Source organism: Streptomyces sp. NPDC050147 (assembly GCF_040660195.1).
Lineage (GTDB): Bacteria > Actinomycetota > Actinomycetes > Streptomycetales > Streptomycetaceae > Streptomyces.
Genome location: NZ_JBFALJ010000011.1, coordinates 84,661 through 99,004 on the forward strand (window position 1 = coordinate 84,661; position 14,344 = coordinate 99,004).

Here is a 14,344-nt window from a genome sequence, read left to right on the forward strand (position 1 = left end):
CGCCACGCGGAACCCACCCACCGGGAGACACCTCATGTACCAGCAGATGATCTTCGTGAACCTCGCCGTGAACGATGTCGACAGCTCGAAGAAGTTCTTCACGGAGCTCGGCTACACGATCAACCCGCAGTTCTCGACGGACGACTGCGCCTGTGTCGTGATCAGCGACACGATCGTCGCCATGCTGCTGAGCAAGCCGCGTTACCAGGACTTCACGAAGAAGCAGATCGCGGACTCGACGACGACCAGCGAAACGCTGCTCTGTCTGAGCGCCGAGAGCCGCGAGAAGGTCGACGAGCTGGTCGACAAGGCCGTGGCGGCCGGTGGCACGGAGGGCAAGACACAGGACTTCGGCATGATGTACGGCCGCGCCTTCGACGACCTGGACGGCCACACCTGGGAAATCATGTGGATGGACGAGTCCGAGGTCCAGGGCTGAGAGTCCGCGGCTTCGGGGGCGGGCGGGTCCGCGGCTTCGGGGGCTGAGGCCCATCGCCCGGCGCGGCCTGCTTAGCATGGGCGGATGCAGCCGACCCCCGCCCCCGCGCCCGCCCCCAGGCCGTCACCCCGACTCCCCGGCGGCGACCGGGAGATCGAGTCACTGGCGGAGTTCGACGAGATCGCCGCGGGCGGCTCCCTCGCCGGATGCCGCGTCCAGGCCATAGACCTGATGGCGCGTACGACCGTGTTGGGGGCCTGCGACGCCACGGGAGCGGTGTTCCTCGGCTGTGCGATGGAGCAGAGCGCGGTGGACGCGGTGCGAACCGCCGGGGCACTGGTGTTCCCACCCGTCCCCGGCCTGCCGTTCGACCCGTACCGCGGTCTTCTCTACACGCCGGAGGAACTCTTCGCGGGGCTTTCCGAGGGTGGTTACGAGGCGACTCCTGACGCCGGTGCGTACGCGTGGTTCCAGGAGACCAAGGCCGACGGCGACGTCTTCTCCTCGATGCTCCGGGCCATCCACGACGACTCGATCTCGGACGCCCTCGACGAACTGCTCGTCAGCGCGCGGGTGGTGGGCGTGATGGGCGGCCACGCGATGGCCCGTGGCACGGAGGCGTACGAGGGCGCCGCCCGGCTCGGCCGCTCGCTCGCCCGCGCCGGGTTCACGGTCGCCACCGGCGGCGGCCCCGGCGCGATGGAGGCCGCGAACCTGGGCGCGTACGCGTCCGTCTTCCGTGACGAGATGCTGGACGAGGCGCTCGAACTCCTCGCCAAGGCACCGTCGTTCACCCCCTCGGTCACCGAGTGGGCGCGGGCGGCCTTCGACGTCCGTGAGCGCTGGCCGTCCGGTGGCGCGTCGGTGGGCATTCCCACGTGGTTCTACGGCCACGAGCCGCCGAACGCCTTCGCCACCCACCTGGCCAAGTACTTCGCCAACGCCACCCGCGAGGACGGCCTCCTGGCCCGCTCGAACGCGGGTGTGATCTTCCTCCCGGGCGCGGCGGGAACGCTCCAGGAGATCTTCGACGCGGCCACGCCGAACTACTACGAGTCCCGTGGCGAACCGGCCCCGATGATCCTGGTGAACCGCGAACACTGGACGGAACGCCTCCCGGCGTGGCCACTGCTGCAGGCGCTGGCACGGGGCCGTTCGATGGAGCCGAAGATCGCCTTGGTGGACAGTGTGGAGGAGGCCCCGGCCGCACTGTCAGCCATCACGTCCGGCGGAGATTTCAGCCCGTCCGGCGTTTGAGGACAAACTCGGCGAAGCCGGTGATGACGGCCACTAAGGCCCCCGCGCCAGAGCGGCCCGCGGCGGAGCCGCACATGTCACAGCCGGGAAGGGGCGGGGTTGGGGACACATCACCCGAACGAGGCCCGCTCCAGCCAGAAGTCCAACAACTCCCGCTCCCCCAGGACCTCTACGGCCCCGCCATCCAGCGACCGCCGCCGGTAGAACGCGAGCAACACCTCGGTAAGCGGCCCCCGCAGAGCAACCGTGGCCTTCTCATGCCCCCGCCGCCACGCGAACCCGTCCTCACCGAACTCGATGACCCACTCGGCGTTCAACCCCGCAGGCGCATCCGTCGCATGCAAATGGATACTGCGCCCCGCACCCCTCAACTCTGCGGCACTGTCCCCCGGGTCAGACCGCTGCACATGCCGCACGATCTCCAGCCACTCATCAATCGCGTCGGCGGCGACATCCGGCGCGATCTCATACGCGACACCCGCGGCGATCGCCGCGTCCGCACGGTGAATGGCCACCTCGTGCGTCATGCGCCGCGCCCAGAACCCGGCGTTCTGCGGCTCGGCCCAGGTCCACACCGGGGTATCGGCGCGCGCGGCGGAGAACGTCTCGCCGACCAGCTCGGCGGTCTCGGCCAGCCAGGCGTCGAGGGCGGCGGGATCGTCGCCCTCGGGGCCCCGGATGCCCGGGACGTCCTCCTCGGGGATGTCCCCCGTGGCCCGCGTGCCCACCAGCCGCTCGGCCCAGCGCACGGCGCCACCCACATGCCGGGCGAGGTACCCCAGCGTCCACTCCGGACACGTCGGCACGGTGACCGACAGGTCCGCCCCGGCCAGCGTGTCCCTCAAGAGGCCCAGCTGGACCATGACTTCGGCGCGGTGGCGGTCGTACTCCCATGTCGTCATGGGCCGAACCCTAGGCAGATCCCGCGGCGCCCACACCTCAATAACGCCGCGGCCCCTCTCAGCCCAGAACCCGCCCCGGCCCAGAACCCGGCTCAGCCCAGAACCACGACATCTCCCGCGTCGAACGCGACCCCCACCGTCTCCCCCACCCCAGGCGCGTCCCGCAACGCACAGGCCGCCTCGAGCCGCGGCCCGGTCCGAGGCTCCAGGTGGACGGCGACATGCGTACCCCGGAAGGTGCGCGCCGTCACCACACACGGCAGCCCCTCATCGGCAGGCACGAGCCGCACCCCGGCCGGCCGCACCAGCAGCCGGCACCGTCCGCCCTCCGCGCCCCCAGAGTTCTCCGGCACCGGAACCTTGCCCCAGGCGGTGTCGGCCACGTCACCGGCCACCGTCGCGTCGACGATGTTGTCGAAGCCCAGGAACCGCGCCACGAACTCGTCCGCCGGATGCCGCCAGACCTCAAGTGGCGTACCGGACTGGGCGATCCGCCCGTCCCGCATCACCACGACCCGGTCCCCGAGCGCGAACGCCTCGCCCTGGTCGTGCGTGACCGCAAGGACCGTCGTACCCAACTCGTCGAAGAGCTCGCGGAGTTCGACCACGAGGCGCTCCCGCAGCGAACGGTCGAGCTGCCCGAGCGGTTCATCGAGCATCAGCAACCGCGGCCTCGGCGCGAGCGCCCGCGCGAGAGCCACCCGCTGCTGCTCTCCACCCGAGAGCGAGGCGACAGCCCGGCGCTGGGCACCCGGCAGCCCCACCAGTTCGAGCAACTCGGCCACCCGGTCGGCCTGTTCTCCCCGGGACGCCCCACGCATGCGCAGCCCGAAGGCGACATTGCCCGCTACGTCGCGCTGCGGAAACAGCTGATGGTCCTGGAACATCAGGCCGACCCCACGCTTGTGCGCGGGCACGCCCCGCTGATCGCGGCCGTCGAGCAGAATCCGCCCGGCGTCGAGCTCCTGGAGGCCCGCGACCGCGCGCAGCAGCGTCGACTTGCCGCTGCCGCTGGGCCCGAGGACGCACACGATCTCGTGCTTGTCGACCGCGAGCCCGACCCGGTCGAGCACGGCACGCGCCCCGAACCGCACCGTCGCATCGGCCAGCGTCAGCAGCCCCGCACCCGCGCCTACACCCGCACTCATCAGAACTCCCCAGTCGTCCGGTCGGTACGGAGCCGTTCGAGCAGCAGCAGCGACACCGCGCACACCACCATCAAGATCGTCGAAAGTGCCATCGCCTGCCCGTAGTTGAGCTCGCCCGCCCGCCCCAGGAGCCGCGCCACCGCGACCGGAAGGGTCGGGTTGTCCGGCCGCGCGATGAACACGGTCGCGCCGAACTCCCCCAGGGACACGGCGAAGGCGAACCCGGCGGCGATGAGCAGCGCCCTGCGCACCATCGGCAGGTCGACCTCCCGCCACGCCCGCAGCGGCGAGGCTCCGAGCACGGCGGCCGCCTCACGCAGGCGTCCGTCCACCGCACGCAGGACGGGAAGCATGGTGCGTACGACGAAGGGCACGCCCACCAGCGCCTGCGCGAGCGGCACCAGAATCCACGTCGCCCGCAGGTCCAGCGGCGGCTTGTCCAGTGTGATCAGGAAGCCGAAGCCGACCGTCACCGCGGACACCCCGAGCGGCAGCATCAGCAGCGCGTCGAAGCCGCGCACCAGGCGACCGGCTCTCCGGGTGAGCGCCGCCGCGGCGAGCCCGCCGATCACCAGGGCGATGGCGGTGGCGGCGAGCGCGTACTGCAGCGAATTCCAGACGGCCTCGATCGGCGGGACGAGGAACGCCCCGCCGTCCGCCGATGTCAGCTCCCTGAAGTACGTGAAGCCGTAACCGTCGGGCCCGCTCAGCGACCGCTCGATCAGCACTCCGAGCGGCAGCAGGATCAGCACGGCGATCGTGACCATGACCCCGGCGAGCAGCGTCCACTGCCCCGCGCCGCGCGGTCGCCGCGCGACCGCGGAGGCGTCGACCAGCTTCAGGGCGGTCTCCCGCCTGCGCACGGTCCACGCGTGCACGGCGAGGATCACGCCGACCGCCGCGAACTGCACGATGGTCAGGACGGCGGCCGTCGACAAGTCGAGAAGCTGGGCGGTCTGCCGGTAGATCTCGACTTCGAGCGTGGAGTACGCGGGCCCGCCGAGGATCTGCACGACACCGAACGAGGTGAACGTGAACAGGAAGACCATGAGGGACGCCGCGGCGACCGCGGGACCGAGCGCGGGCAGGGTCACCGTCCGCCAGGCGGTCCACCGCGAGGCGCCGAGCATCCGCGCGGCCTCCTCCTGACGCGGGTCGAGCTGCGACCAGAGCCCGCCGACGGTCCGTACGACAACGGCGTAATTGAAGAAGACATGCGCGAGCAGAATCGCCCACACGGTGGTGTCGAGCCGCACGCCCCACATCTCGTCGAGCAGCCCGCCCCGGCCGAGCAGCGCGAGGAACGCCGTCCCGACGACGACCGTCGGCAGCACGAACGGCACCGTGACGACCGCCCGCAGGATCTGCTTGCCCCTGAACTCGAAGCGCGCGAAGACGTACGCGCCGGGGAGCGCGATCAGCAGCGTGAGCGCGGTCGAGGCGAGCGCCTGCCAGGTGGTGAACCACAGCACGTGCCGGACGTCGGACTGCCCGATGACGTCCGCGATCCGCCCGAACTGCCACTGTCCGCCCACCTTCAGGCCGCGCGCGACGATCGCGGAGACCGGATAGGCGAAGAAGACCGCGAAGAAGGCGACGGGCACGGCCATCAGGCCGAGCCGCGCCGCGCTCCCTCGGGTGGATCCCTTACGGTCCTTGCGGGCCGGGTCCTTTACTTCAGTACGAGCGAGGTCCACGACTTGACCCACTGCTCGCGGTTGTCGGCGATCTTCTTCGGGGCCATGGTCTCCGGCTTGTCGATCTTCGCGCCGTGCTCGACGAACAGCTGGGGCAGCTCGGCGTTCTCGCGCACAGGGTTCACGAACATGTTCAGCGGCATGTCCTCCTGGAACTCGCTGCTGATCAGGAAGTCGAGCAGCGCCTTGCCGCCCTTCTCGTTCCCGGCGTTGCTCAGCAGACCCGCGTACTCGACCTGCCGGAAGCAGGTACCGGTCGCGACGCCGGTCGGCGCCTCCTTGGGCTGCGGCTTGGCGTAGAGCACCTCGACGGGCGGCGACGAGGCGTAGGAGACGACGAGCGGCCGCTCACCCTTGGCCTTCTTGCCGCCCGCGGAGCCGGAGAACTCCTCGTTGTACGCCTGCTCCCAGCCGTCGACGACCTTGACGCCGTTGCTCTTGAGCTTCTTCCAGTAGCCCTGCCAGCCCTCGTCGCCGTACTGGGCGGCGGTGCCGAGCAGGAACCCGAGGCCGGGCGACGAGGTCGAGGCGTTCTCGGTGACCAGCAAGTCCTTGTAGGCGGGCTTGGTCAGATCCTCGAAGGACTTCGGCGGCGCCAGCTTCTTGTCGGCGAAGTACTTCTTGTCGTAGTTGACACAGATGTCGCCACTGTCGACGGGCGTGACCCGGTGCTTGCCCTGATCGACGCGGAACTGCGGAAGAACCTGATCTGAGCCCTTGGCCTCGTACGACTGGAAGAGGCCGTTGTCGAGCGCGCGGGAGAGCAGGGTGTTGTCGACGCCGAAGAAGACATCGCCCTGCGGGTTGTCCTTCGACAGGATCGCCTTGTTCACGGCGGCACCCGCGTCCCCGTCCTTGAGGACGTTGACCTTGTAACCGGAGCTCTTCTCGAACGCCTTCAGTACGTCCTTGGAGACGTTGAAGGAGTCATGGCTGACCAGCGTGACGCTCTTGGAGTCGGCCTTGTCGCCGCTGTCGGACGAGCTGCCGCACGCGGAGAGCGCGACGAGCCCGAGGGCAGCCGCGATCGCGGTGACGGTGATCTTCTTGGTGGTGCTCACTGAGTTCAACTGAGTTCATTCCTCCTGGAGTGACCAGGAAGAGACGCGGCCCTGCCCGCGGACCGGAAGGGGCCGCGGGCAGGGCGCAACAGCTTGAGTGATGACCGAACTTCCTACCCGGAATGACCCGGGCAAGGTTCAGAGGGTCTGCGGCCAACCTGTCCTTGGCTGCCGCACTCTCAGCGCTGTGGCGCTCCCCTGTCGGAATATGAAGATGTCTTCCGGCCAGACTAACGCTCGGACGCGGCGAGCTGACCGCACGCCCCGTCGATCTCCTGACCACGGGTGTCACGAACCGTGACAGGCACCCCATGAGCGGCGATGGCGTCCACGAAGGCCTTCTCGTCCTCCGGCCGCGATGCCGTCCACTTCGAGCCCGGCGTCGGGTTCAGCGGGATCAGGTTCACGTGCACGGGCTTGTTCTTGAGCAGCCGCCCGAGCCGGTCACCGCGCCAGGCGTGGTCGTTGATGTCCCGGATCAGCGCGTACTCGATGGAGAGGCGGCGCCCCGACTTGGCGGCGTACTCCCAGCCCGCCTCAAGCACCTCACGCACGTTCCACCGCGTGTTCACGGGTACGAGGGTGTCGCGGAGCTCGTCGTCGGGCGCGTGCAGCGAGATGGCGAGGCGGCACTTGAAGCCCTCGTCGGCGAACCGGTGGATGGCGGGCACCAGGCCGACCGTCGACACGGTGATGCCGCGCTGCGAGAGACCGACGCCGTCAGGCTCGGGGTCCGTGAGCCTGCGGATGGCACCGGTCACGCGGTTGTAGTTGGCGAGCGGCTCACCCATCCCCATGAAGACGATGTTCGAGAGCCGCGCCGGGCCGCCCGGGATCTCTCCGTCCCTGAGCGCCCGCATCCCGTCCACGATCTGGTGCACGATCTCGGCGGTCGACAGATTCCGGTCGAGTCCGGCCTGCCCCGTCGCACAGAACGGGCAGTTCATCCCGCAGCCGGCCTGCGACGAGATGCACATCGTCACGCGGTCCGGATAGCGCATGAGCACGGACTCGACGAGCGTCCCGTCGAACAGGCGCCACAGCGTCTTGCGGGTGGTGTCGTCGTCACAGCTGATGTGCCGCACCACGGACATCAGCTCGGGAAGCAGCGCTTCCTGGAGCTTTCCGCGCGCACCGGCGGGAATGTCGGTCCACTGCTCCGGGTCGTGCGCGTACCGCGCGAAGTAGTGCTGCGAGAGCTGCTTGGCGCGAAACGGTTTCTCGCCGACGGCGGCGACGGCTTCCTTGCGCTCGGCGGGCGTGAGGTCGGCGAGATGCCGCGGCGGCTTCTTGGCTCCGCGGGGCGCGACGAAGGTGAGTTCTCCGGGTACAGGCATGGTCCATCCAGTGTCGCAGACATACGGCAAGGGGCCCGCCGCCCTGTGGACGACGAGCCCCTCACCTACAAAAGTGCAGGTCAGGCCGAGCCAACGAAGATCACGAGCAGCAACCAGACCACCGGCGCCGTCGGCAGCAGCGAGTCGAGGCGGTCCATGATGCCGCCGTGTCCCGGCAGCAGCGTGCCCATGTCCTTGATGCCGAGGTCACGCTTGATCATCGACTCGCCCAGGTCCCCGAGCGTCGCGCTCGCCGCGACCGCGAGGCCGATGAGCAGCCCCTGCCACCACGTGCCGCCGTCGATCAGGAACTCCATGCACAGCGCGCCACCGGCCATCGCGAACGTCACCGCGCCGAGCAGGCCCTCGCGGGTCTTGCCGGGGCTGATGCGCGGGGCGAGCTTGTGCTTGCCGAAGCGCCAGCCGATCGCGTACGCCCCGGTGTCGCTGACGACGGTCAGCAGCAGGAACGTGAGCACCCGCATGTGGCCGTCGTCCGCGGTGAGCATCATCGCCACGAACGTGGCGAGGAACGGGACGTAGAACGCCGCGAAGACGCCCGCCGTGACGTCCTTCAGATAGCCCTCGGGCGGCTCGGTCATCCGCCAGACGAGCACCGCCAGCGCGGTCAGTGCCATGGCGACCCAGGCGCCCTCGGGGCCGCGGACGTATCCGGCGACGACCATCGCGGCGCCGCCCACCGCGAGCGGGACCAGCGGCGCCTTGATCTCCTTGCGCTCCTGCAGCCGCGAGGTGAGCTCCCAGAGACCGACCACGACGGCGACCACTATGACGCCGATGAAGACGGCCTTCACGATGAAGAGCGACGCGACGATCACCGCGCCGAGCCCCACGCCGACTCCTATGGCCGCCCCGAGATCACGGCCCGCGCTCTTCTTCTGCGGCGCTTGAGGCGCTTGAGGCGCTCGCGGAGCCTCTGGGGCGGGCTGTGATGCGCTGGGCATGGGCTCCTGGGGCACTTCAGGCATGTCAGGCACGATGGGCATGGGCTGCGTCTCTGCTGGATACAGGGCGTCATGCGCATCGTACGCGGGACCTGCCGGGGCAGCCCCTTGAGCAGGGCCCTGGTCGGGCGGCCCCCAGTACCCGGTTCTGGGAGGCGCCCCCCAGGAAGAGTCGTTCACGGATCGGATTCCTCAGTCCTCAGACTTCGAGCCCTCAGACCTCGAGCAGCTCGGCTTCCTTGTGCTTGAGCAGCTCGTCCACCTGAGCGACGTACTTCGCGGTGGTGTCGTCGAGCTCCTTCTCCGCGCGACGCCCCTCGTCCTCGCCGATGTCGCCGTCCTTCACCGCCTTGTCGATCGCTTCCTTGGCCTTGCGGCGGATGGAGCGGATCGAGATCTTGGAGTCCTCGGCCTTGGTCTTGGCGACCTTGATGTACTCCTTGCGGCGGTCCTGCGTCAGCTCGGGGAACGTCACCCGGATGATGTTTCCGTCATTGCCGGGGTTGACGCCGAGGTCGGAGTCGCGGATCGCCTGCTCGATGTTGCGCAGCGCGCTCTTGTCGAACGGGGTCACCACGGCCATCCGCGGCTCGGGCACCGAGAACGAGGCCAGCTGATTGATCGGCGTAAGGGCGCCGTAGTAGTCGGCCACGATCTTGTTGAACATCGCCGGGTGCGCACGGCCTGTGCGAATCGCGGCGAAGTCCTCCTTGGCGACCACGACGGCCTTCTCCATCTTCTCCTCGGCCTCGAGGAGGGTCTCTTCGATCACCACTTGCTCCTGCGTGTTGTGAGTGGGCTGGGGGCGCCCCCACACGGTGAAGTAGGGGGAGTCCATGGGGTGTCGGCTGCGTCGCGTCTCTTTCCCTGCACCGTGTCCGACCGGCAGGGCTTTGTCCATCCCTCGGGGAGTGCCCGAGATCAGGCGCGGTTGCCCTCGTCGCCCACGAGTGTGCCGATCTTCTCACCCTTGACGGCACGCGCGATATTGCCGGCGGAGAGCAACTCGAAGACCAGGATGGGCAACTTGTTGTCGCGGCACAGCGTGATGGCGGTCATGTCGGCGACCTTCAGGTCGCGGGTGATGACCTCGCCGTAGCCGAGCGCGTCGTACTTCACCGCGTCCGGGTTGGTCTTGGGGTCGGAGTCGTAGACCCCGTCGACGCCGTTCTTGCCCATGAGCAGGGCCTCGGCGTCGATCTCCAGGGCGCGCTGCGCCGCCGTCGTGTCGGTGGAGAAGTACGGCATGCCCATGCCGGCACCGAAGATGACCACGCGGCCCTTCTCCAGGTGCCGCACGGCGCGCAGCGGGATGTACGGTTCCGCGACCTGGCCCATCGTGATGGCGGTCTGCACGCGGCACTCGATGCCTTCCTTCTCCAGGAAGTCCTGGAGGGCGAGGCAGTTCATGACCGTGCCGAGCATGCCCATGTAGTCGGAGCGGGCCCGGTCCATGCCGCGCTGCTGCAGCTCGGCGCCGCGGAAGAAGTTGCCGCCGCCGATGACGGCCGCGATCTGGGCGCCGTCACGGACGACCGCGGCGATCTCCTTGGCGATCGCGTGCACCACATCGGGGTCGACGCCAAGGCCGCCCCCGCCGGCGAATGCCTCACCGGAGAGCTTCAGCAGGAAACGACCGGCGACTTTGTCGTCACCACTGTTTGTGTCGGCCTTGGTGGTCATGGAGTTCTCGCTTCTTTTTGCTCGGCGCACATACGAAGAAGGCCACTGCCGGTGGGGTGTTGTTCGCATCCCATGCTCGGCAATGGCCTCCTCGTCAGATCTGCGGTCGTACGTCGCGTACTGCGTGGGGTACGCGGGCGACCGCTGTCGACCCTAGCGGGGTCTACCGTCGATCGCGGTACGGACTCAGATGCCGACCTTGATGCGCGAGAAGCGCTTCAGGGTGACACCGGCCTCGTCCAGGACCTTCTGGACGGACTTCTTGTTGTCGAGCGCGTACGGCTGACCGAGGAGGGTGGCCTCCTTGAAGAAGCCGTTGACGCGACCCTCGACGATCTTGGGCAGCGCGGCCTCGGGCTTGCCCTCGGCGCGGGTGGTCTCCTCGGCGACGCGGCGCTCGGACTCGACGACCTCGGCCGGGACGTCCTCACGGGAGAGGTACTTCGGCGCGAAGGCGGCGATGTGCTGGGCGATGCCCTTGGCCAGGTCGGCGTCGGCCTTGTCCAGCTCGACCAGAACACCGATCTGCGGGGGCAGGTCGGGCATGGTGCGGTGCATGTACGCGGTGACGTACGCGCCCGAGAACTGGGCGAAGCGGTCGAGGACGATCTTCTCGCCGAGGTTGGCGTTGGCCTCGTCGACGTACGCCTGGACGGTCTTGCCGGCCTCGATCTCCGAGGCGAGGAGCGCCTGGAGGTCGGCCGGGGACGTCTTGGCGATGTGCGCGGCCAGCGAGTTCGCGACGGTCTGGAACTTCTCGCCCTTGGCGACGAAGTCCGTCTCGCACTTCAGCTCGACGATCACGCCGGAGGTGTTGTCGTCGGCGATGAGGGAAACCACGGCGCCGTTCTCGGCGGAGCGGCCCTCGCGCTTGGCGACGCCCTTCTGGCCCTTGATGCGCAGGGCCTCGACGGCCTTGTCCACGCTGCCGTCGGCCTCGTCGAGCGCCTTCTTGCAGTCCATCATGCCGGCGCCCGTGAGCTCACGGAGCTTCTTGACGTCAGCGGCGGTGTAGTTCGCCATGATCCTGAAATTCTCTTTCGGAGGTCTGAAAGATCTACGGGTGAACGGCGGGGGCCTGTGGGCCCCCGCCGTCAACTACCGAACCTGTGAAGGTCAGGCCTGCTCGGTCTCCGCGGCGGCGGGCGCCTCGACAGCGGCCTCGGCGGGGGCGTCGGCCTGCTCGGTCTCGGCGGGCTTCTCGGCCTCGGCCTCGGCGTCGGCGGCCTTCGGCTCCTCGGCCTTGGGCTCGTCAGCCTTCTTCTCGCCCTCGAGCAGGTCGCGCTCCCACTCGGCGAGCGGCTCGCCGGCGGCCTTCTCGCCCGGCTTCTGGTCGCCCGTGGCGACGCCGGAGCGGCTGATGAGGCCCTCGGCGACGGCGTCGGCGATCACGCGGGTGAGCAGGGTGACGGAGCGGATCGCGTCGTCGTTGCCCGGGATCTTGTAGTCGACCTCGTCGGGGTCACAGTTCGTGTCGAGGATCGCGACGACCGGAATGTTGAGCTTCCGGGCCTCGCCGACAGCGATGTGCTCCTTCTTGGTGTCCACGATCCAGACGGCGCTGGGCACCTTGGACATCTCGCGGATACCGCCGAGGGTCTTCTCCAGCTTGGCCTTCTCGCGGGAGAGGACGAGCAGCTCCTTCTTGGTGAGGCCGGACGCGGCCACATCCTCGAAGTCGATCTGCTCGAGCTCCTTCAGGCGCTGCAGGCGCTTGTAGACGGTCGAGAAGTTGGTGAGCATGCCGCCCAGCCAGCGCTGGTTCACGTAGGGCATGCCGACGCGGGTCGCCTGCTCGGCGATGGCCTCCTGCGCCTGCTTCTTCGTGCCGACGAACATGACCGTGCCGCCGTGGGCGACGGTCTCCTTGACGAACTCGTAGGCGCGGTCGATGTACGACAGCGACTGGAGCAGGTCGATGATGTAGATGCCGTTGCGCTCCGTGAAGATGAAACGCTTCATCTTCGGGTTCCAACGACGGGTCTGGTGACCGAAGTGGACGCCGCTTTCCAGCAGCTCCCGCATCGTGACGACGGCCATGGCCGTACTCCTTGGTGTTCTCGGTTGTGCCGCGTCCGCCGGATGGCAGACACGCCTGACGCCCGCGATGCGCCGTGCCACAAAGGACCGAGAGGCGCTGGCACCTGGCTTTTCATGACCTGGTGTCGGGGCGTGCGAAGTCGACCCGGTGACCCGGATCGCCACAAGAAGTGTACGGGACCCGCGAGGCAGCGGGTGACGCCGCTGTCCACAAGTGGCTGGTCATCCACAGATCCGCACCATGATCCCCGCGGGGCGGCCCGTCGCGGGACGGTTCTGGCATGTCTCACATGCGTAGAAGCCTGGGTCTGACACTGCTGTCCGTGGCACTGATCACTGCGGCGGTACTGCCTGCCGCTGGGGCGGCGGGGGATGCGGTACCGCCTGCGGCTGAGGCCGGGGGTGCGGTACCGCCTGCGGCTGGGGTGGCCGGGGAGCCGGTGCCGAAGGTGGGCGGGGCGCCCGTGCCGAAGGTGGGCCGCGCTTGGCCCGTGGGGGTGCGGCCCGCTGTCGTACGGGGCTGGGAGCCCCCGGCGACGGAGTACGGCCGGGGCCACCGGGGCGTGGACCTCGCGGCGCCGCCGGGCTCCGTGGTCCGGGCGGCGGCCGCGGGCAAGGTCTCCTTCGCGGGCCGGGTGGCGGGGCGGGGAGTGATCGCCGTGGAGCTGACGGGCACGGGCGGTCCGCCCCTGCGCACGACGTACGAGCCGGTGCGGGCCACGGTCGAGAAGGGCGCCGAGGTGGCGGCGGGCGAGACGCTGGGGTTACTGGAACCGCCCCGCGCCCACTGCCCGGCCGGCTGCCTCCACTGGGGTCTGCTCAGGGCCGAGGCGTATCTGGACCCGCTGTCACTGATGCCGCCATGGCTGCTGCGACGCGGGGCGTCCCGCTTGCTGCCGGTGATCGACGTGCCGTTCTCGCGGCTGGTCCCGCTGTGAGCAGGCCTGGCGCGGGGCGGGGGCGGGGGCGGGGGCGGGTGGGCGCGAGGACGCTGACGGGTGGGGGCACGTGAGGCTCCGCTGCCGGGCGGGGGGGGTACGCGAGGCCCCGCTGCCAGGCGGGGGGCACGCGAGACCCCGCTGCCAGGCGGGGGGCACGCGAGGCCCCGCTGCCAGGTGCAGACGAGCGGGGCCTCAGCCCCGCACACCCCGCAGGGCCATGGCGACGGCCGCTTCGGTGATGGCGGACGGGTCCTCGGCGGCGCCCAGCTCGATGCGCCGCACGGCCGCGTCCACGACCCCCTGCAGCAGCATCGCCGCGAGCCGTGGCTCGACGTGCCCCAACTCGTGCAGCGCCTCGCCGATCATGGCGACGAGCCCGCCGTGCGCGGCCCGGATCTTCTCCCGCGCGCCCGCGTCCAGCTCGGCCGCGGAGATCGCGACGACGGCCCGGTGCCGCCGGTCACCCACCAGATCGAGCTGGCGCCTGACGTACGCCTCGACCTTGCCCTCGGCGGAGTCGGCCCCCTCCATCGCGGCGGAGACCTCCGCCGCCCAGACGGGGAAGTCGACCTCGCACAGCTCCTCCACGACCGCGGCGCGCGACCGGAAGTACTCGTACACGGATGACCGTGCGAGTCCGGTGCGTTCAGCGAGGGCGGGGAAGGTCAACGCCTCCGTACCACCCTCGGACAACAGGGACCGGGCGGCGTCCAGGAGGGCGCCGCGCTGCATCGACCGGTGCTCGGCCACAGAGGCCGCTCGAATCCTTGGCACGCCCTCCACTCTACGGACGTGACCGCCGGGACGGGAGTCGATGCGTCCCGGATAACCTCACGTCCCGATCGCTTGGCACATGCCGGGGGCAGAGACGATT

Annotated in this window: 14 protein-coding genes and 1 riboswitch; of the genes, 3 read left to right on the forward strand and 11 right to left on the reverse strand. The window is 69.5% G+C overall.

The window, feature by feature from the left end:
* Window positions 1-34: 34 nt before the first annotated feature.
* Both AB0I94_RS18645 and AB0I94_RS18650 read left to right on the forward strand, forming a co-directional pair.
* Window positions 35-439, forward strand: a complete 405-nt coding sequence (locus AB0I94_RS18645) for a VOC family protein (RefSeq protein WP_363310654.1) — start codon at window positions 35-37, stop codon at window positions 437-439.
* Window positions 440-523: 84 nt separating this feature from the next.
* The gene (locus tag AB0I94_RS18650) at window positions 524-1,696 is read left to right on the forward strand and encodes an LOG family protein (protein ID WP_363310655.1); all 1,173 of its coding nucleotides are present in this window, start codon (window positions 524-526) and stop codon (window positions 1,694-1,696) included.
* Window positions 1,697-1,806: 110 nt separating this feature from the next.
* On the opposite strand, the gene AB0I94_RS18655 is transcribed toward AB0I94_RS18650, so the two are convergent.
* From AB0I94_RS18655 to rpsB, 10 genes are all read right to left on the reverse strand, one after another.
* Window positions 1,807-2,598 (reverse strand): maleylpyruvate isomerase family mycothiol-dependent enzyme, encoded by a 792-nt coding sequence (locus AB0I94_RS18655; protein WP_363310656.1) that lies wholly within the window; start codon window positions 2,596-2,598, stop codon window positions 1,807-1,809.
* A gap of 92 nt (window positions 2,599-2,690) precedes the next feature.
* Window positions 2,691-3,746 (reverse strand): ABC transporter ATP-binding protein, encoded by a 1,056-nt coding sequence (locus AB0I94_RS18660; RefSeq protein WP_363310657.1) that lies wholly within the window; start codon window positions 3,744-3,746, stop codon window positions 2,691-2,693.
* Entirely contained in the window at window positions 3,746-5,356 is a 1,611-nt protein-coding gene (locus tag AB0I94_RS18665; RefSeq protein ID WP_363310790.1) for an iron ABC transporter permease, read from the reverse strand. The genes AB0I94_RS18660 and AB0I94_RS18665 overlap by 1 nt, the downstream gene beginning before the upstream one ends.
* A gap of 62 nt (window positions 5,357-5,418) precedes the next feature.
* Window positions 5,419-6,504 carry a thiamine ABC transporter substrate-binding protein gene (locus AB0I94_RS18670; protein WP_363310658.1) on the reverse strand — a complete coding sequence of 362 codons (1,086 nt, stop codon included), beginning with the start codon at window positions 6,502-6,504 and terminating at the stop codon, window positions 5,419-5,421.
* Between the two features lie 92 nt (window positions 6,505-6,596).
* Window positions 6,597-6,714: riboswitch (TPP riboswitch) on the reverse strand.
* Window positions 6,715-6,734: 20 nt separating this feature from the next.
* Window positions 6,735-7,841 (reverse strand): 23S rRNA (adenine(2503)-C(2))-methyltransferase RlmN, encoded by a 1,107-nt coding sequence (gene rlmN / locus AB0I94_RS18675; RefSeq protein WP_363310659.1) that lies wholly within the window; start codon window positions 7,839-7,841, stop codon window positions 6,735-6,737.
* Window positions 7,842-7,921: 80 nt separating this feature from the next.
* The gene (locus AB0I94_RS18680; protein WP_363310660.1) at window positions 7,922-8,986 is read right to left on the reverse strand and encodes a phosphatidate cytidylyltransferase; all 1,065 of its coding nucleotides are present in this window, start codon (window positions 8,984-8,986) and stop codon (window positions 7,922-7,924) included.
* A gap of 34 nt (window positions 8,987-9,020) precedes the next feature.
* On the reverse strand, window positions 9,021-9,578 hold the full coding sequence (frr, locus tag AB0I94_RS18685; protein ID WP_363310661.1) for a ribosome recycling factor: 558 nt from the start codon (window positions 9,576-9,578) through the stop codon (window positions 9,021-9,023).
* A gap of 149 nt (window positions 9,579-9,727) precedes the next feature.
* Window positions 9,728-10,489, reverse strand: a complete 762-nt coding sequence (pyrH, locus tag AB0I94_RS18690; protein ID WP_363310662.1) for a UMP kinase — start codon at window positions 10,487-10,489, stop codon at window positions 9,728-9,730.
* Between the two features lie 186 nt (window positions 10,490-10,675).
* Window positions 10,676-11,512, reverse strand: a complete 837-nt coding sequence (tsf, locus tag AB0I94_RS18695) for a translation elongation factor Ts (protein ID WP_363310663.1) — start codon at window positions 11,510-11,512, stop codon at window positions 10,676-10,678.
* A 93-nt stretch (window positions 11,513-11,605) separates the two neighbouring features.
* On the reverse strand, window positions 11,606-12,529 hold the full coding sequence (gene rpsB, locus AB0I94_RS18700; RefSeq protein WP_363310664.1) for a 30S ribosomal protein S2: 924 nt from the start codon (window positions 12,527-12,529) through the stop codon (window positions 11,606-11,608).
* Between the two features lie 425 nt (window positions 12,530-12,954).
* Between rpsB and AB0I94_RS18705 the strand changes: the two genes are divergently transcribed.
* Window positions 12,955-13,467: a M23 family metallopeptidase gene (locus AB0I94_RS18705; RefSeq protein ID WP_363310791.1), complete on the forward strand. Its 513-nt coding sequence runs from the start codon at window positions 12,955-12,957 to the stop codon at window positions 13,465-13,467.
* A gap of 195 nt (window positions 13,468-13,662) precedes the next feature.
* On the opposite strand, the gene AB0I94_RS18710 is transcribed toward AB0I94_RS18705, so the two are convergent.
* A complete protein-coding gene (locus AB0I94_RS18710; protein ID WP_363310792.1) occupies window positions 13,663-14,220 on the reverse strand; it encodes a helix-turn-helix domain-containing protein in 558 nt (185 codons plus the stop codon).
* Window positions 14,221-14,344 lie beyond the last annotated feature (124 nt).

Coding starts and splice junctions, on each gene's coding strand:
- AB0I94_RS18665 (WP_363310790.1), bottom strand. CDS start 5,356: ATGGCCGTGCCCGTCGCCTTCTTCGCGGTCTTCTTCGCCTATCCGGTC.
- tsf (WP_363310663.1), bottom strand. CDS start 11,512: ATGGCGAACTACACCGCCGCTGACGTCAAGAAGCTCCGTGAGCTCACG.
- pyrH (WP_363310662.1), bottom strand. CDS start 10,489: ATGACCACCAAGGCCGACACAAACAGTGGTGACGACAAAGTCGCCGGT.
- AB0I94_RS18660 (WP_363310657.1), bottom strand. CDS start 3,746: ATGAGTGCGGGTGTAGGCGCGGGTGCGGGGCTGCTGACGCTGGCCGAT.
- AB0I94_RS18650 (WP_363310655.1), top strand. CDS start 524: ATGCAGCCGACCCCCGCCCCCGCGCCCGCCCCCAGGCCGTCACCCCGA.
- AB0I94_RS18645 (WP_363310654.1), top strand. CDS start 35: ATGTACCAGCAGATGATCTTCGTGAACCTCGCCGTGAACGATGTCGAC.
- AB0I94_RS18655 (WP_363310656.1), bottom strand. CDS start 2,598: ATGACGACATGGGAGTACGACCGCCACCGCGCCGAAGTCATGGTCCAG.
- rpsB (WP_363310664.1), bottom strand. CDS start 12,529: ATGGCCGTCGTCACGATGCGGGAGCTGCTGGAAAGCGGCGTCCACTTC.
- rlmN (WP_363310659.1), bottom strand. CDS start 7,841: ATGCCTGTACCCGGAGAACTCACCTTCGTCGCGCCCCGCGGAGCCAAG.